The following is a 23,182-nucleotide window of genomic DNA, read 5'->3' as shown; positions in this document are numbered from 1 at the left end:
TTTATTTTTTATTCGTAATATTCTATTCCTAAACTTTCCACAAAACTTTTTTCTGCATTAATTATTAATTCTTTTCTAATTTCCAAAACATCTTCAACATTCCCTTTGTAATACTCTTCTCTCATATCATCGTTTATAAAGTATTCAGAGTATTGACCTTTATAATCCATAGAAAGCATAAAAGAAAGATCTTTTATTGTCTTTGGAAAATTATCAGTTGAATTGTATTTTTCAATAATAAAAATCGTATTTTCAGAAGAATTGTAATCTTTAAAAAGCTTATAGGTTTTAACATTTGTAATGTTTTCGGCTTCTAAATTTACTTTACTAAAAAAATCATCATTATTTACGGAATAATTAATCATAAACAACGCTAAAGTTTTCTTTCTGACACTTCCCATATCAATTTTATCAGGAAAATCTAAAGCTTCAAAATTATCTTTATTATCGTAAAAAACTGGATTTGAACTTCTATTTATAAAATCTTGAAATTTATTATATGCAAGTCTTTGCTTACTCAAATTGTAAATAGTAAAATAATTTGAATAAGATGTAATCCAAAACCATTTTTTTAACTCTAGAAGCTGTTCAATAGTTGGTTTGCTAATCTTACTAAAAAAATCATTAATAAAAATAAATTGGTTATTATATGGAATATATTTTGAATCTAAAACACATAAATTTTCAAAGAAAAATTCAGATGTTTTTTCGATAGCGATAAATGTTTCTTTTGTAATTGGAATAAAATCTTCTCTTTTAACAAGTTCTTCAAGTTTTTTATTGCTGTTTTTAGAAACTTGGTCAAAATAAACACCGCCAAAAGAATTGGTTATACATTGTAATACAACTTCTCTTTTTATATTTTGGAAATTATATTTTGATAAATTATCATCCAATAAGAAATCAATTTCGGTTGCAAAATGGTAACTCCTATCTTGTCCATATGCTAAAGCAGAAATCACCCAATCTTTTGTTATTGGAGCACCTGTAGAATTTAATCTTTGAAAAATGTCAACGGCTTCTGTTATTGAACCACCAAAAGCATTGATATTTGGTAATTCATAATTCTGAACAATTAAACTAATTTCTTCGTATCTTTCTATGTATTCATCTATAGTCTCTTGTTCTTCATTAAATAAACTTTTTTGAAAATTAAAAAACTCCTTACCATCTACTAACTTATAAATTGGTATCTGAAAATTTTTTAAACTTTCAAAGTCTTTCGACCTATTCATTTCAAATAATTGATCTTTTAGATTGTAAACAATATTAAACTCTTTAAACCATTCTTTTTCATCCCTAACAATTCCTTTTAGTTTTGCTTTTTGAGGATGTAATAAACATCCGATTAGGGTTGACAATCTTTGAAATCCATCAAGAATATAAAATGAGTTTGAATTTCTCTTAGGAATATAATAAGCTCCAAGTTTATCCCCACCAAATTTTTCATAATCTTCCTCACTTTCAAAATTAGGTTGCCACAATAAAACTGAACCAATTGGATACCCTCTTTTTATACTATCAAATAAATCTAATTTCTTCTCATTATTCCATACAAATTTTCTTTGAAATGCAGGTACTTGTAAATTTCCTTTTTCAAAATTTGTTATATAGCTTGCTATTTTATCTTTGTCTGGTCTTATATATATTTGCTCACTCATAACAAACTATTTATTTTTTTGATGATTAATTCCAATTCATTTGAATTATCCCTTTTTCTTAATCCCTCTTTAGTTACTGATTTCTCCATAAAAAGTTTTGAAAACCTAGCTTTAAAACTATCCGATTTACCATTTTCTTTTTTAAATTCAAGTTTTTCTTTTCTTAAAACACTAACAATATTTTTTTTAGAGTCAACATTTAAATCGATAAATAATTCTCTAAATGAAAGCGGCTCAAATTGATCTAAATTTTTATCCTGTAAACCTTTTTCCAAATCAATAAAATCTCGTTGAATAGATGAAAGAGAAAAAATTGCTTCTTTAAATTTTTCATTATTGGGAATTTCTTCAAAGGTTTCGTCAGGAAGATAATTTTCCATTTCCCTCTTTCGAGTAACATGATATTCTGAAAATTCAGAAATAAAATCTAATAATGGTTGTTTTTCAACATCAACTTCATTTTCAGAAGGAAATTTTTTATCGCTATCTATAATCACAAAAGTTCTCAAATACGTTTTGGGTTCCTTTGTAAAATGATCTAAATTAACAAATCGGCGTTTTTTTTGGTTTATAACATTTATTATATTGTTTCCTCCACCATTTTCATATATTAACCAGCCTTCATCTAAATGCTTATTAATCTTTTCGCATTCATCTTTAAATAGTCTAAAAACTGCTTCCAAAAGATAAGCATCATATTCGATATTTTCTAAAATTAAAGAAACCGATTTTAATAAAATTTCTACAGCTTCAATTAATGTATAATATTCAGCATCAGATTCAGATATTACCAATTGAATTTGACTTCTTTTGAAATTATTACTTTCTATAAACTGCAAATCGAAAAATTCTTTGTTTATAGGTGATAATCTTGAATACCAATCGCTATTGCTAATTATATCATAAGTATTTTGATCAATATAAAAAAAATGTCTTTCTTTCGATTCTATCCATATTTTTGTCCAAGAGTCCAAAAAAGAATCATTTCTAATAAAAGAATCATCGATTATTGTAAATATCATTTTCCTTCTTGGTATTTTCTAATCTTAATTACTTCTTGTAAACTTTCATTAAATATATTTGTTGGCCACCATTCGACCTCACCTAAATCATTTACTTCAATTTTTTTAAGCATACTTTCATTTTCATCCTCTAAAAAATCTACATAATAAATAGCTACTTCGTCAGGTTTTAATTTTCCTTCTGCAACTAATCTTCTGATTCTTAAAACGAAATTTTGTGAATGTGTCTCTATTAAATAGTGTTTATTCTTATCTTCCAAATATGATTCAACGAAACGCTCAGCCAAATTACCATGTGCAGCTGGATGCAAATGCGTCTCAGGTTCTTCAATTGTAATTAAAGTAGGTTCTAAGTCTTTTTGATATGACCGAACAATCAATGGTAATACTTGATGAATACCCTGTCCTGTTTGCTTAATATTTATAGGATATATAATTGAATTAGAAATAGCTATTTCATATTTCTTATCTAGTGTTTGAGATCTAATTACCTGTAAATTCCAATCCTCAAAATTTGATTTATACCAATTACTAACTTTATTTATTAATTCTCCCGAATCAATGAAATCACTAATCAACATTGGATATGCATTCTGTCCTTTAATTCCAATTTTATCATGTTTCTCATTTGAAAAAATAAAATCAGAATCAGGTTCAACTCTAATAGCTCCCAAGTAATCAATATTTAAATTTAGACCTTCAATTTTTTTTCCATCTAATAAAAAACCTTTGAAATTAGATGATGGATCAATTTCATGATCATTTAGTTTATATTCTAAAACTCCATCTTCTTTATTTAGAGCAATTTCGATAGAATCTTGATTATTTGAAACTTCAAATTCAATAAAACTTTTTTCATTTCTATTGTAAACTAAATCTTTAAAATCAGTTCCCAATTCGATAGAATTATCACTATCATCACCAATTTTATATTTCCAATTTATTGGTAAACCAGCAAGACTATTGGAAATCAATACCGGTAACTTCAAAACAGCACTCTTCCCACTATTATTTTTTCCAATCAAAATTGTAATTGGTTTTAATTCTAGCGTTTGTTTTTCTTTGAAAAGTTTATAATTCTTAAACGATATTTTGTTTATCATTTTGTTTGTTTTTTGATTAACAAATTTAAATTGATTGTATCTTTTGTTTTTGACATAATCTAAATAAATTAAATTATAAATTTCGTTAACACTGTCAACGAAATTCAAATAATTAATTCCACAACACCGTCGCGGAATTTTATATCTCAAAAACCCCAGTCAATGACTGAGGTTTTCTTAATTTTACTATTTAAATAGCAACATCTTCGATAGCATCCAACTCAACCTTCAAGTTCTTGATAATAAACTCTTGTCTATCTGGCGTATTTTTACCCATATAGAAAGACAATAGCTGCTCAATCGACGTGTTTTTATCCATCATAATAGGATCTAAGCGGATGGTTTCTCCAATAAAATTCTTGAACTCATCGGGAGAGATTTCTCCTAAACCTTTAAATCGGGTAATTTCTGGTTTTGGTTTTAGTTTTTCGATGGCATCTTTTCGCTCTTCTTCAGAGTAACAATAAATGGTCTCCTTCTTGTTTCGAACTCTAAAAAGTGGTGTCTGCAAAATATACAAATGCCCTTCTTTTATCAATTCTGGAAAAAATTGCAAAAAGAAAGTAATCAACAACAATCGAATGTGCATTCCATCGACATCGGCATCAGTAGCGATTACAATGTTGTTGTAACGCAACTTTTCGAGACCATCCTCAATATCCAAAGCGGCTTGAAGCAAATTGAATTCTTCGTTTTCATACACAATTTTTTTACTCATTCCGTATGAGTTCAGCGGCTTTCCACGCAAACTAAATACGGCTTGCGTATTCACATCACGCGACTTGGTAATGGATCCCGAAGCCGAATCTCCCTCGGTAATAAAAAGCGTACTTTCTAGGTTTCTAGGGTTTTTAGTATCCGGCAAGTGCGCACGACAGTCTCTTAACTTTTTATTGTGTAGATTGGCTTTTTTAGCACGATCTGTAGCTAGTTTTCTAATTCCAGATAATTCTTTGCGCTCACGCTCTGCCTGCAAAATTTTACGCAATAATGCCTCAGCAGTTGGTGGGTTCTTATGTAAATAGTTATCTAGTTTATTTTTGATAAAATCGTTTACAAACGTACGAACAGAAACTGGCGGCGTACCATCATCAGACCCCATATCTGTGGAACCTAATTTAGTTTTGGTCTGCGATTCAAATACCGGTTCCATAACCTTGATACTAATGGCACTCACAATAGATTTTCGTACATCTGAAGCTTCGAAGTTTTTGTTATAAAACTCTCTGATTGTTTTCACGATAGCTTCGCGGTAAGCGGCTAAGTGCGTCCCTCCTTGTGTGGTATTTTGCCCGTTTACAAAAGAGTGATACTCCTCACTGTACTGGGTTTTACTGTGGGTAAGTGCAATTTCTATATCATGTTCTTTCAAGTGAATAATTGGATATTCCAGATCATCGGCACTTATTGTTTCTTCTAATAAATCACGAAGTCCGTTCTCTGAAATGTACTTTTCACCATTAAAAATAATCGTCAAACCATTGTTTAAGTAACAATAATTCTTTACCATTTTAATCACATATTCCATTCGGAATTTGTAATTTTTGAAAATGGTTTCGTCTGGCGTAAACGTTACTTTTGTTCCTTTACGCTTGGTAGTTTCAATTATATCTTCTTCAAGGACTAAATTCCCACCTGAAAACTCAGCGGCTTTTTGTTTTTCCTCTCTCACCGATTCTACACGGAAATAGTTTGAAAGTGCATTCACAGCTTTGGTACCCACACCGTTCAAACCTACTGATTTCTGGAACGCTTTGGAATCGTATTTACCACCTGTATTCATTTTAGAAACTACATCAACGACTTTACCCAACGGAATACCTCGCCCGTAATCACGTACCGCAACCGTTTTGTCTTTGATGCTCACTTCAATGGTTTTACCAGAGCCCATAACGAATTCATCTATACAGTTGTCTAAAACCTCTTTTAACAGGATATAAATACCATCATCTGGCGAAGAACCGTCACCCAGTTTCCCGATATACATTCCGGGGCGCATGCGAATATGTTCTTTCCAGTCTAAGGACCGAATATTATCTTCGGTATATTGATTTTGATCGGACATTTTAAAATTTGTGGATTTTAACTTCGTTCATTTCGGGCTTTACTTTACGCAAAGCTCTAGAATGTGCTAATGTAGTGTAATATGATAAATTTTAAAAATTCAAAGCCTCAAAGTTATCAAGAATAATATTGAAAACCCGTTTTTACTTTACGATTTAAAATTGCCAATCAATGACTTTAGCTTAATATCATACTCACCGTTTGTTATAATTCCTTTTTGGATATCAAAATTAGCATCAAAACTAGGTAACGAAAAAGTTGCTTTTACGTAGGCACCATAACGGGGGAAAGCAGTTTTTGCAATTTCTAAAACACTAGCGCCACCTCTAGCTCCCGGCGAAGTAGCTAGAAGCAACATGGGTTTGTCCTGAAACACTTTTCCGTTGATTCTTGAACTCCAATCGAAAATATTCTTGAAAGCAGTACTATAATTGCCGTTGTGTTCCGCCATAGAAATCACCAACACATCAGCCATTGCAATTACAGCTAAAAATGCTTTCGCTACATCATGCTGACCGATTTCGAGCTCCAAATCAACAGAAAACAAAGGCATTTGAAAATCGTTTAAATCTAAAACTTCTACGCTAGCATTTTCAAAAAGATGCGCTGCATAAATTGCCAGTTTTTTATTGATAGAATTTTTACTGTTGCTTGCGCCAAAGGTTACTATTTTCATAAGATTGTTTTTTTTCTGAAATAAATTAATTGCTGTTGCGTATTTATTTTTAGATTTTTTTAAACGCTTCATCTACATGAAACCTTTTTAGATTAATGAAAGTTTTAAATTCATTTCTTAAAGGTTTTACAACAAATCTAAAAGAATCTATCTGAACTGATTTTAAATGGGTTAAGGAATCCATTTGCTTTAAATCTTCTTTAGAGCCAATGCTTTTTAAATGTAATAGATTTTTTTCTAAATCAATCGTATTGACTGTCCAATAGATAGAATCACTGTAGTTCAAAATTAGTTTTCCGTTGAATCGTTTTGCTTTTTGAGTGTTTGAAAAAATAAAAATTGTATCAATTTCTTTGTTCGAAAGCTCTAAGGAATCACCTATTTTTATAAAATCAAAAACTACCTTATAACCTTTAGAAACATACTTGCCATTAACAAAATCAAATTCTTTTTTCAATGAGTCTATTTCGGTTTTATGAATTCTAAATTTTCTAGTAAATTCTCTACTAATCATATTTTCAGAGATATTCAGGTAAACAGAATCTGAATTAATAAAAAGACCTCTGAATTTATTAGGTATTTTAGACAGTTCAGCATCATGAATTGGCTGTGGTTTTTCAAAATACACAAAACTTTCATCTGCTGGCGCATCTGCTTTTTTGCAAGAAATAACAAATAAAAATATCACTAACAAAATAAATTGTTTCATTTTGAATTAATTAAAATTTTAGTGAATTTACACTTTTAATTTTAATTAAACTTTAAACACCTATACAAATACCCCAGATTGTAGCGGAAAGCTGGATTAGGTTCAAAAAAAAAGTCGAAAGCTATTTCTAACTTTCGACTTTTCTATTTCGACTTTTGACTTTCGACTTTTGACTTTCGACTTTTGACTTTCGACTTTCGACTTTTGACTTTCGACTAACTAAAAATTACACGTTGAATCTAAAGTGCATTACATCACCATCTTTTACAACGTATTCTTTACCCTCTACTTTAAATTTTCCAGCTTCCTTACATTTAGCTTCAGAACCGTATTGCACGTAGTCTTCGTAAGCAATAACTTCGGCACGGATAAACCCTTTTTCAAAATCAGTATGAATTACACCAGCAGCTTGTGGCGCGGTAGCACCGATATTGATGGTCCAAGCACGAACTTCTTTTACTCCTGCCGTGAAATAGGTTTGCTGTTTTAACAATTTATAAGCTGCACGAATTAAAACAGAGGCTCCTGGCTCTGACAATCCCATGTCTTCAAGGAAAACTTGGCGCTCTTCGTAGCTTTCAAGCTCTGTAATATCAGCTTCGGCTCCTACAGACAAAATAATTACTTCTGCATCTTCATCTTTTACTAATTCGCGAACTTGGTCAACGTATTTGTTTCCATTTACGGCAGAGTTTTCGTCTACATTACACACATACAAAACTGGTTTTGCGGTAATCAATTGAAAGGATTCCATCAAAACTTCCTCGTCATTTCCTTGAGGAGTAATAGTTCTCGCTGATTTAGCTTGCAATAAGGTTTCTTTAATTCGATCCAAAAGCGCTTTTTCGGTCTGCGCCTCTTTGTTACCTGTTTTTGCAGCACGATTTACTTTTTCTAAACGCTTTTCAACCGTTTCTAAATCTTTTAACTGCAACTCGATATCAATAGTTTCTTTGTCACGAATGGGATTTACATTACCATCAACGTGAACGATATTATCATTATCAAAACAACGCAATACGTGAATAATAGCGTTACACTCTCTAATGTTTCCAAGAAATTGATTTCCTAAACCTTCTCCTTTACTAGCTCCTTTTACTAAACCTGCAATATCCACAATATCAACCGTAGCCATTTGCACACGCTCTGGCTTTACCAATTCCTCCAATTTATTGATTCTTGGATCTGGTACATTAACAACACCAATATTTGGCTCTATGGTACAAAAAGGAAAGTTAGCACTTTGCGCTTTTGCGTTTGACAAACAATTGAACAAAGTTGATTTTCCAACATTAGGTAACCCTACAATTCCTGCTTTCATCTGTAAATACTATTTTATTTTTTTTTCCGGAAACATGCAAGCTTTTTTATGGCAAACAAGGTTCTTTTAAGTTTTAAATTTTGAGCTATTCAGCATTAAATCTTATTAGACAAAGCCATTTGGCTTTAAAAGTTTGCAAATATACCATTTTAATACTGTTTTCAATAATTAAAAGATACCATTACTGAGAACCTAGCATTTTTTTTAAAAAATTAAAAATAGTACTAATGTTTTGTTAAAAAAAAATTATATTGCAGCCTATTTCAAATCAACCAGAAAATAAAACACAATTTATTATGAAAAAAATCGCATTATTATTAATCCTATTAAACGTCTCGTTTGTATTTGCTCAGAAGCAAATATCAGGGGTAGTAAAAGACAATTCTGGAAATTCGTTACCAGGAGTTAACATTGTAGAAAAAGGAACAAAGAATGGAGTTTCTACTGACACTGATGGTTCTTACAAAATTAAAGTGAACGAAGGAGCAACATTAGTTTTCAGTTATGTTGGATTCAACAAAGTAGAAAGAGCAGCAACAGAAGCTGTAATCAATGTAGTTTTATCTGAAGAAGGTGGACAAAATTTAAATGAAGTTGTAGTAACGGGGAGCAGAACAGCAGCTAGAACCAATACTACATCAGCGTTACCAATAGATGTACTGTCTTCAAAAGACTTAAACTCCACGGGACAAGCATCATTTGATAAAGCATTACAATATAGAATACCATCATTTAACACCGTAAATACACCTGTAAATGATGCTACATCTCTATTAGATCCTTATGAAATTAGAAACATGGGACCAAGTAGAACATTAATTCTTATCAATGGTAAACGTAAAAATTTAAGTGCACTAGTTTACGTTCAAACGTCACCTGGACGTGGTGAAACAGGTGCAGATATCTCTGCTATACCTACTGACGCTATTGAAAGAGTTGAAATTCTTCGTGATGGAGCATCTGCACAATATGGATCTGATGCCATTGCAGGTGTAATGAACATCATTTTAAAGAAAAACACTAATGGAGGTTCTGCAACTCTAAGAACCGGAGTTACTAGTGAGGGAGATGGCGAAATGTACGGCATAAGTATAAACAATGGTACAACTGTAGGTGACAAAGGATTTATTAATTATACTGTAGATTTTTCTAAAACAGAAATATCTAACCGTCCAGGAAAAGTAGATGCTGAAGGTGAGTTTAATTACTGGGGTGGAACAACTGCTGGAGTAAATACTCTAGCTGATATCCAAAACTTTTTATCAAAACGTCCTGATGCAGGTAACATCAATGGAGCTCCAGAAACAGCTGCGGCAAAATTCCTAGTAAATGGTGGTAAAGATCTAAGTGAAAATGCACAAGTGTATTACAATGCAGCTTATGTATACAAAAAAGTAAACTCGTTCGCAAACTATAGAACTCCATATTGGAGAACTGCAACAGATTTCCCATATTTACCGTCTTTATATGGTAACGGCACACTTGCGTCTTATCAAGGTTATGTTCCTACATTTGAAGGTGAATTAAACGATTACAATGCTACACTTGGATATAAATTCAACAAAAATGGTTGGATTGGAGACGCAAGTATCACAACAGGGGGAAATCAACAGAACTATACTGTTTCAAATTCTCACAACCGTTCTAAAGATTCAAGCGGAAATTTCATTTATGCTACAAACCCAAATTTTTATAGCGGACCACTTCGTTTTAACCCTGGTGGAGTAGGTTTCACACATTATGTTGGAAATATCGACCTTAGCAAACAAATTTTTGACAATTTCAGTATTGCTTTTGGTTCTGAATTTAGAACAGAAATATTTGAAGTTAGAGCAGGTGACGAAGCTTCATATATAGGTGTTGGAGCAGATTCTTACCAAGGAAACACTCCTGAAAATTCAGGAAAATTTAACCGCTACAATATTGGTTTTTATGCAAGTGCTTCTTTAGACATAACTGAAGATTGGTTAGCAGAAGGAACTATTCGTTATGAGGATTATAGCGATTTTGGAAGCAAAGCAGTTTGGAAGTTAAGTTCAAGATATAAATTCGCAGACGACCTTGTTACTTTAAGAGGTTCTGCATCTACAGGTTTTAGAGCTCCTACATTACATCAAATATATACTCAAAAAGTACAATCATCATTTGGTGGCGGAGGGATTCAGCTTGAAGGAATTATCAACAACGTATCCTCTGCAGCTAGACAAAATGGAGTTGCAAATCTAAAAGCTGAAAGTTCTACTAACTACACTATCGGACTTGGAGTAAAACCTTCTAAAAACTTTAGCGCAACTTTGGACTATTACAATATTAGTGTGAAAGACCGTATCGTTTTGGGAGATAAAATCATATATAGCCCGGGCAATATTCAATCATGGTTTACAAATGCTATTGACACTAAAACTTCTGGTTTAGATTTTGTTGCAAATTACAGAAATATCGAATTAGGTTCTGGCAAGTTAACAATTAACCTTTCTGGAAATTATACCTTAGAAAACAAGCTAGACGGTCCTGTACGTAACATTGCTAGTGTTGCAGCTGTTAACCAATCGGTTTTTGGCGCAACCCAAGAAGCTTTATTACTTACTTCACGTCCTAAATTTAAATATATTATTGGTGGAGATTTCGAAATTAATAAGTTCTCATTTTCTTTAAACAACACCGTTTTTGGACCAGCAAAATTCAAAAATGCTGACTTGTACGATAAAGCATTAACTGTAGAATTTTTAACTAAAGTAGTTACCGATTTAGGTGTTTCATACAGAGCAAATGAAAAAGTTACTCTTAACTTAAATGTAAATAACTTATTAAATGTTTTACCTGAATGGAAATTAAAGTCTGACGGTTCAACTGGTGCAGAAGCTATAATAAACGATCCAATAACATTGAAAAAGCAAATTAACGATTTAACATTCAATGGTCGTTATTCACAGATGACTTATGATGGATCTCACTTCAGCCAATTAGGAACTATGGTTAATTTATCTTTGAACTACAAATTCTAATTCATTTATTGAATAACTCAAAAGGACTATCGAAAGATGGTCCTTTTTTTTTAGAACAAAAACTTTTATTTGGATAAAAATACATTCAAATTGTTTCGAAAAAATCATGCTATTTCGAAATTTTTAAATCTTAAGATTAACGATTAATCAATTTTCATAAAGAAAAAAATAGCTAGTGTAAATTATACAATTTATCTTGGAAATTCCATAACAACTTATCTCTGTTGCCCTTGTAATTTTACTTCATATTAATCTAATAAATAAATAATTATGAAAACGATATTAATTGGAGCTTTAGCACTATTATTTTCCGTACAAAGTCAAGCGCAAAACAAAAATGTAAAATCTGAGGTAAAAACAACGGTTACAACAATAAAAGACTCAAAAGGAGAAAAAAAATTGGTTAAAACTCAAGAGATCAAAGAAACTCAAAACATTGAATTGAAAGATGCCGATTCAAACGCTTTGAATAAAGAAATTAAGCAAACTCCTGTTCAAGTAACTGCCATTACTGCAGTTACCGCAAATGGAGTGACCAATATTGTAGATGTTGATAGATCTGCTTATTACAACTACAACGGACAAAAATACCAAGTTAGTCTAGCTGAAACAGGTTACAACATGTACCTGCCAAATAAGGAAAAGACTGCTGTTTTAAGAAAAACTTCCAATAACAATTACATTTACAGTACTAAAAGCAAAACATCTTTTGGATACTTTAATGCAGATGGAAACTTAGTTTTAGAATCTTATGACCCCGAAACTGATAAAATTACATCTGAAATTTTTGAAATGGTCAAAGAATAACAAAAATAGTATTACATAAAAAAAACCTGAGATATCTCAGGTTTTTTTTATGTAAAATCAATACTTATTCGTTGTGTAAAAAAGCTTGTCTGTTTAGCAATGTTTCATCACTTTCTACATGCGCATCATCAGGAATACAACAATCTACAGGGCAAACCGCTGCACATTGAGGTTCATCATGAAATCCTTTACACTCCGTACATTTACCAGGAACGATATAATACACTTCGTCAGAGATTGGTGTTTGTGCTTCATCAGAATCAATTTCAGTACCGTCTGGCAAAATTACTTTACCTTTCAGTTTTGTTCCGTCCTTGTATCTCCAATCATCAGCTCCTTCATATATTGCAGTATTTGGGCACTCAGGTTCACAAGCCCCACAATTGATACATTCGTCTGTTATAATAATTGCCATCTTTTTAATTTAGGAATTAAGCAAATAAGATTTTCGAGTATAAGAATCTATTATCTTTCGTCTTTTAATCTTTTTACTATACTTTTTATAGCTTATTTTTGTGCAAAATTACAATCAAAACTATTCATAAGCAAACATTATGACATTAGAAACAAAAAAAAATGTTTTTGTTGAATTAGGAAATTTTTTAAGTCAATTTTCTGAAAACAACACCACAAAAAGCCCAAATGTTTTGCACAACGAAACATTTTTTGATGCTTTTCAAGAACTTATTATCCTGTCTCAATCACACAATGGCTGGTATACTCCTGAAAATGTATATTTTTCAATTCAATCTTGGTCTAAAGCATTAACAGCAGAAAACCTTGATCAATGGCTTTCTGCCTATACTTTAGAAATTCAAAAACCAAAAAATATAGCATTAGTACTAGCAGGAAACATTCCTCTAGTTGGGTTTCATGATTTTTTATCGGTTTTAATAACTGGAAATAATGTGATTGTAAAAACATCATCAAACGACCAACATTTACTGCCTTTTTTAGCCAAATATTTGATTGCTGTTGCGCCTGAACTTAAAAACCAGATCACGTTTGTTGAGGGTAAATTAGAAAACTTTGATGCCGTAATAGCTACAGGCAGTAACAATACATCAAGATATTTCGAATATTATTTTAAAGACAAACCGTCTATTATTAGAAAGAGTAGAAATTCAGTAGCGGTTTTGACTGGTACTGAAAACAAGGAGGAACTCACTGCTTTAGGAGAAGATATTTTTAGATATTTTGGTTTAGGATGTCGTAATGTATCTAAACTTTTTGTACCAAAAGGATATAATTTCGATGCCTTTTTTGAAGCCATTTTTGAATACCAAGATGTCATTCATTATGAAAAATACGCCAATAATTACGATTACAACAAAGCGGTTTTCTTGATGAGTAATTTCAAGTTGCTTGACAATGGCTTTTTGACTATAAAAGAAGATCAAAGCCATGCCTCACCTATTTCTAGTGTTTTTTATGAATATTACGACGACTTACCCACACTACAAACAAAGTTAGATTCTGAAAATGAGCTACTTCAATGTATCGTTTCTGGTGGTTGTATTGAAAAAAGTATTTCGTTTGGACAAACTCAAAATCCGCAATTATGGGATTATGCAGATAACATAGATACAATTTCATTTTTGTTAACAATTTAGCAGAAAAAAGTGCGATTATTTCGAATTAATTAACGCTTTTTAAACTGCTATTGTCGAAATTTGCTTTTTAATTTTTTGGATATAACTACTCACATGAAAAAACACAACTACAGCGCAGGACCTTGCATTTTACCCCAAGAAGTTTTTGAAAAATCAGCACAAGCGATATTAAATTTCAATGATTCTGGATTATCTCTTTTAGAAATGTCTCACAGAAGCAAAGATTTTGTGGCCGTTATGGATGAAGCTCGATCACTTGTTCTAGAATTATTAGGTCTTGAAGGCAAAGGCTACCAAGCATTATTTCTAGCAGGTGGTGCTAGTCTTGAATTTTTGATGGTTCCTTACAACTTGATGAAAGAAAATGGAAAAGCCGCTTACCTGGACACAGGAACATGGGCTGCTGCTGCTATTAAAGAAGCACAACTTTTTGGAGAAACTAGCATCATAGGTTCCTCTAAAGAACAAAATTACAATCATATTCCAAAAGGATACAGTATTCCTGAAGATGCTGATTATTTTCACTGTACGAGTAATAATACCATCTTTGGTACCCAAATGAAGGAGTTTCCAGAAACTAGCATACCACTTGTATGCGACATGAGTTCGGATATTTTTTCAAGAGTATTGGATTTTTCAAAATTTGACTTGATCTATGCTGGAGCTCAAAAAAACATGGGACCTGCAGGAACCACATTGATTGTTGTAAAAGAAGAAATTCTAGGTAAAACTGGCAGAACTATTCCTAGTATGCTGGATTATACCAAACATATTAAAGCAGAAAGTATGTACAACACACCTCCTGTTTTCCCTGTTTACGCTTCTTTATTGACTTTACAATGGTTGAAAAACTTAGGTGGAATTGCAGCCATTGAAAAAATAAACAATGCAAAAGCAGCATTACTGTATGCCGAAATTGATAGAAATCCATTGTTTAAAGGAGCTGCTGCTGTGGAGGATCGTTCTAATATGAATGCCACTTTCTTGTTAAATGATGAAGCACATGCCGCAAACTTTGACGCTTTGTGGAAAGCTGCAGGAATTTCAGGATTACCAGGGCATCGTTCAGTAGGTGGCTACAGAGCTTCTATGTACAATGCGTTACCATTAGAGAGCGTTCAAGTACTGGTGGATGTAATGCAGGCTTTGGAAAAGGCAATTTAAAAATTAAAATATTGAATGATTTAAAGATTTAAAAATCAATTTTTAATCAATCAATACAATAAACAATATCGATTGAATCTTTAAATTTTTCAATCCTTAAAAATAAAATAAAATGAAAGTATTAGCCAACGATGGAATTTCAAAAAGTGGAATTCAAGCTTTAGAAAAAGGTGGTTTTGAAGTTATAACAACAAAAGTAGCGCAGGAACAAGTGGCTAATTTTGTTAATGAAAACAATGTAAGTGTCGTTTTAGTAAGAAGCGCGACTAAGGTTCGTAAAGACATTATTGATGCTTGTCCAGGCTTGAAAATTATAGGTCGTGGAGGCGTAGGTATGGATAATATTGATGTGGATTATGCTAAAAGCAAAGGGATTGCAGTGATTAATACGCCTGCTTCATCATCAGAATCTGTGGCAGAGTTGGTTTTTGCACATTTATTTTCGGGAGTTCGATTTTTGCACGACTCGAATAGAAATATGCCACTTGAAGGCGATACCAACTTTGATGGTTTAAAGAAAGCGTATGGTAACGGAATTGAATTGAGAGGAAAAACGCTTGGAATTGTGGGCATTGGCCGTATTGGTCAGGCTACTGCAAAAATGGCGCTTGGACTTGGAATGAAAGTTATTGCTGCGGATAGTTTTATTCCTCAAGTAGATGTCACGGTATCTTTTTTTGACGGTCAATCTATTACCACAACTATCGTTTCACAATCTTTAGAATCAGTTTTTAAAGAGGCTGATTTTATTACCCTACATGTACCTGCGCAAAACGGTTACATTATTAGTGATAAAGAAATTGCTAGCATGAAAGATGGTGTAGGAATTGTAAATTGTGCCCGTGGCGGTGTAATTGACGAGGTGGCTTTACTTAAAGGACTGGATAGCGGGAAAATATTGTTTGCAGGATTAGACGTTTTTGAGAGTGAACCAACGCCAGAGATGGCAATATTAATGCACCACAAAATCTCACTAACACCACACATAGGTGCTGCTACAGGTGAGGCACAAGATAGAATAGGAACTGAACTAGCCCAACAAATTATAAGTATTTTGGGATAAGGTTTAATGTGATGAAATGATTAAAAGGGATTTATTTTAAGTAATAAATCCTTTTTTTTTATTAGATTTGATATCTAAACAAAACCAAAACCTATGTTAGAACAATTAACACAATTAGCGCAACAATTTGGAGTCGAGTCAGTTGTTAAAAACAATGCCATTCCAAACGAACAAAACGAGGCAGTTATTGAAGAAGCTAGTAGCTCCATTTTTTCTGGTTTACAAAAAATTGCTTCAGAGGGCGGTGTAGAACAATTGGCTTCTTTGTTTCAAGGAGATAATGCTCAAAACGCTTCAAATCCTGTAGTTCAAAAGCTTACTGAACAACTTACTGGAAGTCTTGGAGAAAAATTTGGTATCAATGCAGATGCAGCATCAGGTGTTGCAGGAAGTTTGATTCCTCAAATTCTAGGATCATTGGTAAATAAAGCAAAAGATCCTAATGATAGTAGTTTTCAAATCTCTGATATCATTGCAGCTATATCTGGAGGCGGAGCTCAAGGATCTGGAATTATGGATGCAATTTCAAAATATGGAGGACAATTTGGTTTAGATCAAAATGCTGATGGAAAAGTAGACATTAGCGATGCAATGGCAGCCGTATCTGGTAAAGGTGGTGGACTAGGCGGAATTCTTGGCAAACTATTTGGAAAATAAAAAACATTAAAAATCACCTACTTAGGTGATTTTTTTTTTGTTAAATGGTTTTAAAAAAAGAGAATATAGTTGTAAATTTAAAGTAAAATTTCGATTATGAAACGTAGTTTATATATATTAGGAATAGTAGCGCTCATCATGTACAGTTGTGCTACAACTACTCCATTTACAGCTATAAAAAATCCGTCAAATAATTCTAGTAATGATACCGTAAGAATAGCAAATGAAGAACTAGAATACGAGGTAATCATTATTGCACCTGGTTTTAATTCTTGGCTAAATGCCACAGCTTTGCCTAGAAATTATCACACACAGGCTTTTCTAGAAAATAAAAACCGTTTTTATGTAACCGAATGGAATAACCGTGTTTTGCAACCACAGCGTTTTAATCCTAATTTATACGAAATGACAATTAATTATGATCCTAATATAAATTACGGGTATGAAGTAAATTATTTGATATACAACTACATGATATTTTTTCAAAATACATACAATCAAAGACTTTTTGGTTTTGTACCCATGAGATAATCTTACTATATTTGTATTCATTATAAATAAAAATGAATAAACTCAAACAACGTTGGGGAATTGAAACAAATTTTCAGTTCATAATAATTCTAATCGTTTTTGCTATCACGGGATCAGCATCAGCTTGGTTGTCTAAACCGTTTTGTACGTGGCTAGGTATAACAAAAGATTCTTTGGGATATTGGATAATTCCTGTACGTTTGATATTAATATTCCCTATTTACCAAGTATTACTGGTTTGTATTGGTTTTATATTTGGGCAATTCAAATTCTTTTGGGCATTGGAGAAAAAAATGCTGAAAAGATTAGGACTCGGATTTCTTTTTAAATCATAAAAAATGCCTCGTTACGAGGCATTTTTATTTTTTATTAAATACGTGTATATCCACGTTAAGGTAAATGTGGGTATAAAATCAGTAAAAGGTATAATTTCTTCAAGAAAAGTTAACACTCCTCCTACTTTACCTATTTTCCCTTTATACATCCAAGTCATTAAAAAACCTGCTAAAGGCGCCCAAACTACATCTGAAAATTCTCCAAGAAGAGGAATGGTAAAAGAAAGCATCCCAATAGCATCAAATAATATTCCCAATACAAGATTTCTTGTTTTGTTATTTGCTTCAACATTAGCAGCAGATTGTATCATAAGTATTCAATTTATATTTATTGAACAATATACAAATCTAATGCCAATTATTTCTTAAGCTTTCCTTGATACATTTTCTTCAACTTATCAATTTTTGGAGTAATTACATAACTACAATACCCTTGCGTTTTGTTTTGGTTGTAGTAATTTTGATGGTATTCTTCAGCAACATAAAATTTTGTGGCAGCTGATATTTTAGTCACAATTGGTTTACCAAAAGTATTTTCTTGTGTCATCAAGGCTATGTAATCCTGTGACAACTGTTTTTGAGTCTCATTGTGATAAAAAATTTCACTACGGTATTGTGTCCCTACATCAGCACCTTGACGGTTAAGCGTTGTAGGATCATGAGTTGCAAAAAATATCTCCAGTAACTCTCCAAAACTTATTTTCTTTGGGTCAAAAGTTATTTCAATAGCCTCTGCATGTCCCGTTTCTCCGGTAGAAATATCATTATAAGTAGGATTCACAGTGTTTCCACCTATGTAACCTGAAACTACTTTACTCACTCCGTCAAGCTGTAAAAATACTGCCTCGGTACACCAAAAACAACCTCCTGCAAATGTTGCAATCTCTAAATCTCCTTGTTTTTCCATATTTTTTGTTTCTAAACTTTTAGGTACAATTACGTTTCTTTCTTTGGCACAAAATGAAAAGGGCAAAAGGGCGATCATCAATCCAATTATTTTTTTCATATTTTAAATTTTAATCAAAGTTATTTATTATCAAACACCTTAGACCTATTCTTAACTAAAGTTTATAGTTTGTCAAACTGAAAAATTAATGACTTCCAATTCATAATCCTTAAAATCTTTGTTTCTTTGTAAAAACAGAATAAAATGATTGAAGTCAAAAATATACATAAATACTACGATAAACTACATGTACTCAAAGGAGTTGATTTGCATATTAAAAAAGGAGAAATTGTATCTATTGTAGGATCATCAGGCGCAGGAAAAACAACACTCTTGCAAATTTTAGGCACCTTAGACAAACCCAATACTATACCCAACACAGATATTCAAAAAACAACAACTTCCTTGTTTATCAATGGTCGAGACATTTTGACCATGAATGACAAAGTTTTATCTACTTTCAGGAATTTAAATTTAGGATTCATATTTCAGTTTCACCAACTACTTCCTGAATTTACTGCACTTGAAAATGTTTGCATTCCAGCATTTATTGCCAACAAACCAAAAGGAGAAACAGAGCAAGAAGCGAAAAAATTATTAGACTATTTGGGCCTTTCGCACCGCATAAATCACAAACCAAATGAACTTTCGGGTGGAGAGCAGCAACGCGTAGCCGTGGCACGAGCACTAATCAACAAACCAGCGGTTATTTTTGCAGATGAGCCTTCAGGAAACCTTGACACTACATCGGCAGAGAATTTACATCAGCTTTTCTTTAAACTAAGAGATGAATTTGGACAAACATTTGTGATCGTAACTCATAATGAAGAACTCGCTAATATGGCCGACAGAAAACTAGTCATGGTGGATGGTTTGATTAGTAATTAGGAGCTTTTTCCAGCTATCCACTGTATTCCCGATTATAAAAACTACGGCTGAAAAAGCCTTATTTTTTTAAAATCGGGAGATGCCGTTCCTATCTGGGCTAAAAAAAGCCGTTACAAACACACTCTTTCTTATTATACCTTTCCTCCTTTATAATGACTACAAAAGAATTAAAAGATTTTCTAGACAACAAAGTTTTACAATACAACACCTTAGATTTTATAGAAAGTGATCCTGTTCAAATTCCGCATCTGTATTCACAAAAAGAAGATGTTGAAATTGCTGGTTTTCTAAGTGCTACCATTGCCTGGGGGAATCGTAAAATGATCATACAAAATTCGCATCGCATGCTGGACTTAATGGGCAATGCACCTTATGATTTTGTGATGTCACACAAAACAGCTGATTTAGAACGATTACATACATTTGTTCATCGTACTTTTAATGGTCAAGATTTCATTGGATTCATCCAATCTTTACAAAACATCTATTCCCATCACGGTGGACTAGAAACGGTTTTTGCCAAAAATCAAGAACCCCATTCGATGCAAAATAGCATTTCCGAATTTAAAAAAATATTTTTTTCTATCCCTCATCTCGCTCGAACTCAAAAACACGTTTCAGATCCTTTGAACAATTCGGCAGCAAAAAGAATCAACATGTATTTAAGGTGGATGGTTCGGAATGACAAAACTGGCGTTGATCTGGGCGTCTGGAAAAGCATCTCAACGGCTTCTCTATCTTGCCCGCTTGATGTACACTCTGGTAATGTGGCAAGAAAACTGGGGTTGCTTACTAGAAAACAAAATGATGGAAAAGCCCTAGCAGAATTAGACGCTAAACTTCGCGAATTTGACGCACAAGATCCTGTGAAGTATGATTTTGCCTTATTTGGACTAGGCGTTTTTGAAGGTTTTTAAAACATTTTCCAAGGCGCTATTTTATCTATATCAATAACAAAAAGACTGTAAATTAGCACATTTGCTTGATTACTTTCAAAAAGACTATCTTTGCAAAAAATTAAAGCAAATGACTACTTTTGAGCAATTCAATCTTCCTAAATCCGTACAGAAAGCGATCGATGATTTAGGATTTACAACACCTACCCCTATTCAAGCAAAAACATTCTCAGTAATCATGTCTGGTAGAGATATGATGGGAATTGCGCAAACGGGAACTGGTAAAACATTTGCTTACCTACTTCCTTTACTCAAATTATACAAATTTACACCTGGACATACTCCTAAAATAGTAATCCTAGTCCCTACGCGCGAGCTTGTAGTGCAAGTGGTGGAAGAGGTTGAAAAATTGACAAAATACATGTCGGTTCGTACTATTGGTATTTTTGGTGGTGTAAATATCAACACACAAAAAACTACTGTTTATAAAGGTTGCGACATATTAGTTGGAACACCTGGCCGAATAATGGACTTAACATTGGATAACGTAATCCGATTTGAGGAAATGCAAAAACTCGTAATTGATGAGTTTGATGAAATGCTTAATCTAGGTTTTAGAACCCAACTTACTGCAATTTTGGCAATGATGCCAAAAAAACGTCAGAACATTCTTTTTTCAGCCACCATGACTGATGAAGTAGATGCTATTTTGAATGATTTCTTTGATTATCCCGAAGAAGTTACACTATCTGCATCAGGAACTCCGTTAGAAAACATTACGCAAATCACATACAACGTTCCTAATTTTAACACGAAAGTTAATTTATTAAAACACTTATTATCTACCACACCAGATATGAGTCGCGTTCTTGTTTTTGTGAACAACAAAAAAATATCCGATTTACTACACGATCGCATAGAAGAAGATTTTGATGGACAATTTGGTGTCATTCACTCTAATAAATCACAAAATTATCGTTTGAGTACTATGGCCTCTTTTCAAGAAGGAAACTTAAGAGGTTTGATTACAACAGATATTATGGCTAGAGGTTTAGATATCTCAAATATAACACATGTTGTCAATTTTGAAATACCCGAATTGCCGGAATTGTACATACACCGTATAGGTAGAACTGGTCGTGCAGATGCTACAGGTACTGCAATCAGTTTAATTGCTCCACGCGAAGAGGAGTTTAAAATTGAGATAGAACTCCTGATGGATATGGAGCTTACTATTGAAGATTTCCCAGAAACAGTTGAAGTATCCTCAAAATTAATTGAGCCTGAGAAAGAAAGACAACCTATTAAGTTTTTGATGAAAAAACAAAAACTAGCCGGTGATGGTGCTTTTCAGGAAAAAAGCAAGAAAAATAAAAAAGTAAATCTTGGAGGTCCAGGAGTTACTAAGAAAAAAACTCACGGATCTGTTAATAGAAACATGTTGAAGACCAGAGATAAGAAACGAAAAGATAAAAAATAAATTACTTAAAAAGGGCTGCTACAACAGCCCTTTTTAGTATAATACATTTACTTATTATCAGTAAAAACAAGACAAACAGGCGCACACAATTCTATTTTTTTGCCCGTATTGGTTAGTATGCCTGTTTTTTTATTTCTTTTAAATATAATTACATTATTTGAATATTGATGCGCAACAAGTAAAAAAGCTCCAGTAGGATCTATTGCAAAATTACGCGGCCCTTTTCCTAATGTTGAAACATGCTCCACTAATTGGAGTTTCCCATTAGCATTGGCTTTAAAAATTGAAATGGTATTGGCATCGCCACGATTAGTAGCATATAAAAACTTTCCATCAGGAGAAAAATGAATATCTGCAGCTGTAAAATCTCCTTTAAAACCTGCTGCTAAAATAGTCGTTTCATCTCTTTTAACTAGTTCACCCTCTTTATAACCGTACACTGTAATCATACCACTTAGTTCTTGCAAGACGTAAACAAATTTGCCATTTTTACTAAAAGTTAAATGCCGTGGTCCACTTCCTGCTGTTACGGAGATACTGTCTTTTAATTGTAGCACATCAGTTTTTGCAAGTGGATCATAACTGTAGGAATATATTTTATCAGTTCCCATATCATTAGCCAAAACAAATTTTTTATCCGGTGAAAAAGAGACCATGTGCACGTGAGGCGCCTCTTGGCGTTTGGGATGCAATCCTTTTCCGTAATGTTGAATGACTTGTTTGGCTTCTTGGAGCGTACCGTCACTATTTTTTTCCAAAACACTGATCGAACCTCCAGAATAATTTGCTACAATGACGTTTTTGTCATCATTAATAATATAACAAGGATCAGCACCAATAGCACTTTGCTTATTTAAAAACTGAATTGCTCCACTAGAAGCATTGTAATTAAAAGCACTAATTGTACTTTCTTTTCCAAACTCATTCACAGAATACACAAAATTATTTTGACTGGATACTGTTAAAAAACTTGGATTTACTGTCTTATCTGTTGCGTTTTTGTAACTGAAATTCCCATTTGAAATATCAAAGTCATAAACATAAATGCCTTTACTGTCGCAATTTTGAGTATAAGTTCCAATTAATAAATTGATTTTTTTATTCTGCGCTTTGACCGTAACACTAAAAACGAGGAGTATCAAGAAAACTAAAGATTTTTTCATAGTGTAAAAATTTGCTATTAGGCTAAAATACAGATTTAATGCACGCAGAAGTGAAATTATTTATTATTCAAAATTTAC

General features: G+C 32.6%; 22 protein-coding genes. 11 read left to right on the top strand and 11 right to left on the bottom strand.

Annotation, left to right across the window (positions count from 1 at the left end):
- Positions 1–8: 8 nt before the first annotated feature.
- The 7 genes from LQ189_RS04495 to ychF all read right to left on the bottom strand — a co-directional run bounded on the left by LQ189_RS04495 (position 9) and on the right by ychF (position 8,556).
- A complete protein-coding gene (locus LQ189_RS04495; protein ID WP_230154558.1) occupies positions 9–1,661 on the bottom strand; it encodes a DUF262 domain-containing protein in 1,653 nt (550 codons plus the stop codon).
- Entirely contained in the window at positions 1,658–2,683 is a 1,026-nt protein-coding gene (locus LQ189_RS04490) for a hypothetical protein (protein WP_230154557.1), read from the bottom strand. Before LQ189_RS04490 ends, LQ189_RS04495 begins: the two co-directional genes overlap by 4 nt.
- A complete protein-coding gene (locus tag LQ189_RS04485) occupies positions 2,680–3,786 on the bottom strand; it encodes an AAA family ATPase (RefSeq protein WP_230154555.1) in 1,107 nt (368 codons plus the stop codon). The genes LQ189_RS04490 and LQ189_RS04485 overlap by 4 nt, the downstream gene beginning before the upstream one ends.
- A gap of 190 nt (positions 3,787–3,976) precedes the next feature.
- Positions 3,977–5,851, bottom strand: a complete 1,875-nt coding sequence (locus tag LQ189_RS04480) for a DNA topoisomerase IV subunit B (RefSeq protein WP_230154554.1) — start codon at positions 5,849–5,851, stop codon at positions 3,977–3,979.
- 147 nt (positions 5,852–5,998) lie between these two features.
- Positions 5,999–6,526: an NADPH-dependent FMN reductase gene (locus tag LQ189_RS04475; protein ID WP_230154553.1), complete on the bottom strand. Its 528-nt coding sequence runs from the start codon at positions 6,524–6,526 to the stop codon at positions 5,999–6,001.
- Between the two features lie 49 nt (positions 6,527–6,575).
- A complete protein-coding gene (locus tag LQ189_RS04470; RefSeq protein WP_230154552.1) occupies positions 6,576–7,235 on the bottom strand; it encodes a hypothetical protein in 660 nt (219 codons plus the stop codon).
- 226 nt (positions 7,236–7,461) lie between these two features.
- On the bottom strand, positions 7,462–8,556 hold the full coding sequence (gene ychF / locus LQ189_RS04465; protein WP_086453200.1) for a redox-regulated ATPase YchF: 1,095 nt from the start codon (positions 8,554–8,556) through the stop codon (positions 7,462–7,464).
- 296 nt (positions 8,557–8,852) lie between these two features.
- Between ychF and LQ189_RS04460 the strand changes: the two genes are divergently transcribed.
- Positions 8,853–11,561 carry a TonB-dependent receptor gene (locus LQ189_RS04460; RefSeq protein WP_230154551.1) on the top strand — a complete coding sequence of 903 codons (2,709 nt, stop codon included), beginning with the start codon at positions 8,853–8,855 and terminating at the stop codon, positions 11,559–11,561.
- Between the two features lie 270 nt (positions 11,562–11,831).
- Positions 11,832–12,368 (top strand): hypothetical protein, encoded by a 537-nt coding sequence (locus tag LQ189_RS04455; protein WP_086453199.1) that lies wholly within the window; start codon positions 11,832–11,834, stop codon positions 12,366–12,368.
- 64 nt (positions 12,369–12,432) lie between these two features.
- Here LQ189_RS04455 and LQ189_RS04450 read toward each other — a convergent pair whose 3' ends face one another.
- Entirely contained in the window at positions 12,433–12,783 is a 351-nt protein-coding gene (locus LQ189_RS04450) for a 4Fe-4S dicluster domain-containing protein (protein ID WP_086453198.1), read from the bottom strand.
- A 139-nt stretch (positions 12,784–12,922) separates the two neighbouring features.
- Here LQ189_RS04450 and LQ189_RS04445 point away from each other — a divergent pair, with 139 nt between their 5' ends.
- From LQ189_RS04445 to LQ189_RS04420, 6 genes are all read left to right on the top strand, one after another.
- Positions 12,923–13,981 carry an acyl-CoA reductase gene (locus tag LQ189_RS04445; RefSeq protein ID WP_230154550.1) on the top strand — a complete coding sequence of 353 codons (1,059 nt, stop codon included), beginning with the start codon at positions 12,923–12,925 and terminating at the stop codon, positions 13,979–13,981.
- Positions 13,982–14,074: 93 nt separating this feature from the next.
- Complete coding sequence (gene serC, locus LQ189_RS04440) at positions 14,075–15,145, top strand: 3-phosphoserine/phosphohydroxythreonine transaminase (protein WP_230154549.1); 1,071 nt, start codon at positions 14,075–14,077, stop codon at positions 15,143–15,145.
- 112 nt (positions 15,146–15,257) lie between these two features.
- Entirely contained in the window at positions 15,258–16,208 is a 951-nt protein-coding gene (locus LQ189_RS04435; RefSeq protein WP_086453218.1) for a D-2-hydroxyacid dehydrogenase, read from the top strand.
- A gap of 93 nt (positions 16,209–16,301) precedes the next feature.
- Complete coding sequence (locus LQ189_RS04430) at positions 16,302–16,865, top strand: DUF937 domain-containing protein (protein WP_182650358.1); 564 nt, start codon at positions 16,302–16,304, stop codon at positions 16,863–16,865.
- A gap of 96 nt (positions 16,866–16,961) precedes the next feature.
- The gene (locus tag LQ189_RS04425; protein ID WP_230154548.1) at positions 16,962–17,396 is read left to right on the top strand and encodes a DUF6146 family protein; all 435 of its coding nucleotides are present in this window, start codon (positions 16,962–16,964) and stop codon (positions 17,394–17,396) included.
- Positions 17,397–17,428: 32 nt separating this feature from the next.
- On the top strand, positions 17,429–17,731 hold the full coding sequence (locus LQ189_RS04420) for a DUF6787 family protein (protein ID WP_230154546.1): 303 nt from the start codon (positions 17,429–17,431) through the stop codon (positions 17,729–17,731).
- 11 nt (positions 17,732–17,742) lie between these two features.
- On the opposite strand, the gene LQ189_RS04415 is transcribed toward LQ189_RS04420, so the two are convergent.
- The gene (locus tag LQ189_RS04415; protein ID WP_230154545.1) at positions 17,743–18,042 is read right to left on the bottom strand and encodes a hypothetical protein; all 300 of its coding nucleotides are present in this window, start codon (positions 18,040–18,042) and stop codon (positions 17,743–17,745) included.
- Positions 18,043–18,089: 47 nt separating this feature from the next.
- Positions 18,090–18,638: a peptide-methionine (S)-S-oxide reductase MsrA gene (gene msrA, locus LQ189_RS04410; RefSeq protein WP_230158627.1), complete on the bottom strand. Its 549-nt coding sequence runs from the start codon at positions 18,636–18,638 to the stop codon at positions 18,090–18,092.
- Positions 18,639–18,881: 243 nt separating this feature from the next.
- On the opposite strand from msrA, the gene LQ189_RS04405 reads away from it, so the two are divergent.
- From LQ189_RS04405 to LQ189_RS04395, 3 genes are all read left to right on the top strand, one after another.
- The gene (locus tag LQ189_RS04405; RefSeq protein WP_230154544.1) at positions 18,882–19,565 is read left to right on the top strand and encodes an ABC transporter ATP-binding protein; all 684 of its coding nucleotides are present in this window, start codon (positions 18,882–18,884) and stop codon (positions 19,563–19,565) included.
- 152 nt (positions 19,566–19,717) lie between these two features.
- Complete coding sequence (locus LQ189_RS04400; protein WP_230154543.1) at positions 19,718–20,482, top strand: TIGR02757 family protein; 765 nt, start codon at positions 19,718–19,720, stop codon at positions 20,480–20,482.
- A 109-nt stretch (positions 20,483–20,591) separates the two neighbouring features.
- Entirely contained in the window at positions 20,592–21,941 is a 1,350-nt protein-coding gene (locus tag LQ189_RS04395; protein WP_230154542.1) for a DEAD/DEAH box helicase, read from the top strand.
- 47 nt (positions 21,942–21,988) lie between these two features.
- On the opposite strand, the gene LQ189_RS04390 is transcribed toward LQ189_RS04395, so the two are convergent.
- Positions 21,989–23,104 carry a lactonase family protein gene (locus LQ189_RS04390; RefSeq protein ID WP_230154541.1) on the bottom strand — a complete coding sequence of 372 codons (1,116 nt, stop codon included), beginning with the start codon at positions 23,102–23,104 and terminating at the stop codon, positions 21,989–21,991.
- Between the last annotated feature and the right edge of the window lie 78 nt (positions 23,105–23,182).

Origin of the sequence: Flavobacterium sp. CECT 9288, assembly GCF_918731615.1 — a bacterium.
GTDB lineage: Bacteria > Bacteroidota > Bacteroidia > Flavobacteriales > Flavobacteriaceae > Flavobacterium.
Note: the sequence above shows the minus strand (reverse complement) of the source record. Positions and strands in the feature narration are given on the sequence as shown.

Bases quoted from the DNA above. Each gene is read 5' to 3' on its own strand.
- LQ189_RS04495 (WP_230154558.1), bottom strand. From the start codon at position 1,661: ATGAGTGAGCAAATATATATAAGACCAGACAAAGATAAAATAGCAAGC.
- LQ189_RS04490 (WP_230154557.1), bottom strand. From the start codon at position 2,683: ATGATATTTACAATAATCGATGATTCTTTTATTAGAAATGATTCTTTT.
- LQ189_RS04485 (WP_230154555.1), bottom strand. From the start codon at position 3,786: ATGATAAACAAAATATCGTTTAAGAATTATAAACTTTTCAAAGAAAAA.
- LQ189_RS04480 (WP_230154554.1), bottom strand. From the start codon at position 5,851: ATGTCCGATCAAAATCAATATACCGAAGATAATATTCGGTCCTTAGAC.
- LQ189_RS04475 (WP_230154553.1), bottom strand. From the start codon at position 6,526: ATGAAAATAGTAACCTTTGGCGCAAGCAACAGTAAAAATTCTATCAAT.
- LQ189_RS04470 (WP_230154552.1), bottom strand. From the start codon at position 7,235: ATGAAACAATTTATTTTGTTAGTGATATTTTTATTTGTTATTTCTTGC.
- ychF (WP_086453200.1), bottom strand. From the start codon at position 8,556: ATGAAAGCAGGAATTGTAGGGTTACCTAATGTTGGAAAATCAACTTTG.
- LQ189_RS04460 (WP_230154551.1), top strand. From the start codon at position 8,853: ATGAAAAAAATCGCATTATTATTAATCCTATTAAACGTCTCGTTTGTA.
- LQ189_RS04455 (WP_086453199.1), top strand. From the start codon at position 11,832: ATGAAAACGATATTAATTGGAGCTTTAGCACTATTATTTTCCGTACAA.
- LQ189_RS04450 (WP_086453198.1), bottom strand. From the start codon at position 12,783: ATGGCAATTATTATAACAGACGAATGTATCAATTGTGGGGCTTGTGAA.
- LQ189_RS04445 (WP_230154550.1), top strand. From the start codon at position 12,923: ATGACATTAGAAACAAAAAAAAATGTTTTTGTTGAATTAGGAAATTTT.
- serC (WP_230154549.1), top strand. From the start codon at position 14,075: ATGAAAAAACACAACTACAGCGCAGGACCTTGCATTTTACCCCAAGAA.
- LQ189_RS04435 (WP_086453218.1), top strand. From the start codon at position 15,258: ATGAAAGTATTAGCCAACGATGGAATTTCAAAAAGTGGAATTCAAGCT.
- LQ189_RS04430 (WP_182650358.1), top strand. From the start codon at position 16,302: ATGTTAGAACAATTAACACAATTAGCGCAACAATTTGGAGTCGAGTCA.
- LQ189_RS04425 (WP_230154548.1), top strand. From the start codon at position 16,962: ATGAAACGTAGTTTATATATATTAGGAATAGTAGCGCTCATCATGTAC.
- LQ189_RS04420 (WP_230154546.1), top strand. From the start codon at position 17,429: ATGAATAAACTCAAACAACGTTGGGGAATTGAAACAAATTTTCAGTTC.
- LQ189_RS04415 (WP_230154545.1), bottom strand. From the start codon at position 18,042: ATGATACAATCTGCTGCTAATGTTGAAGCAAATAACAAAACAAGAAAT.
- msrA (WP_230158627.1), bottom strand. From the start codon at position 18,638: ATGGAAAAACAAGGAGATTTAGAGATTGCAACATTTGCAGGAGGTTGT.
- LQ189_RS04405 (WP_230154544.1), top strand. From the start codon at position 18,882: ATGATTGAAGTCAAAAATATACATAAATACTACGATAAACTACATGTA.
- LQ189_RS04400 (WP_230154543.1), top strand. From the start codon at position 19,718: ATGACTACAAAAGAATTAAAAGATTTTCTAGACAACAAAGTTTTACAA.
- LQ189_RS04395 (WP_230154542.1), top strand. From the start codon at position 20,592: ATGACTACTTTTGAGCAATTCAATCTTCCTAAATCCGTACAGAAAGCG.
- LQ189_RS04390 (WP_230154541.1), bottom strand. From the start codon at position 23,104: ATGAAAAAATCTTTAGTTTTCTTGATACTCCTCGTTTTTAGTGTTACG.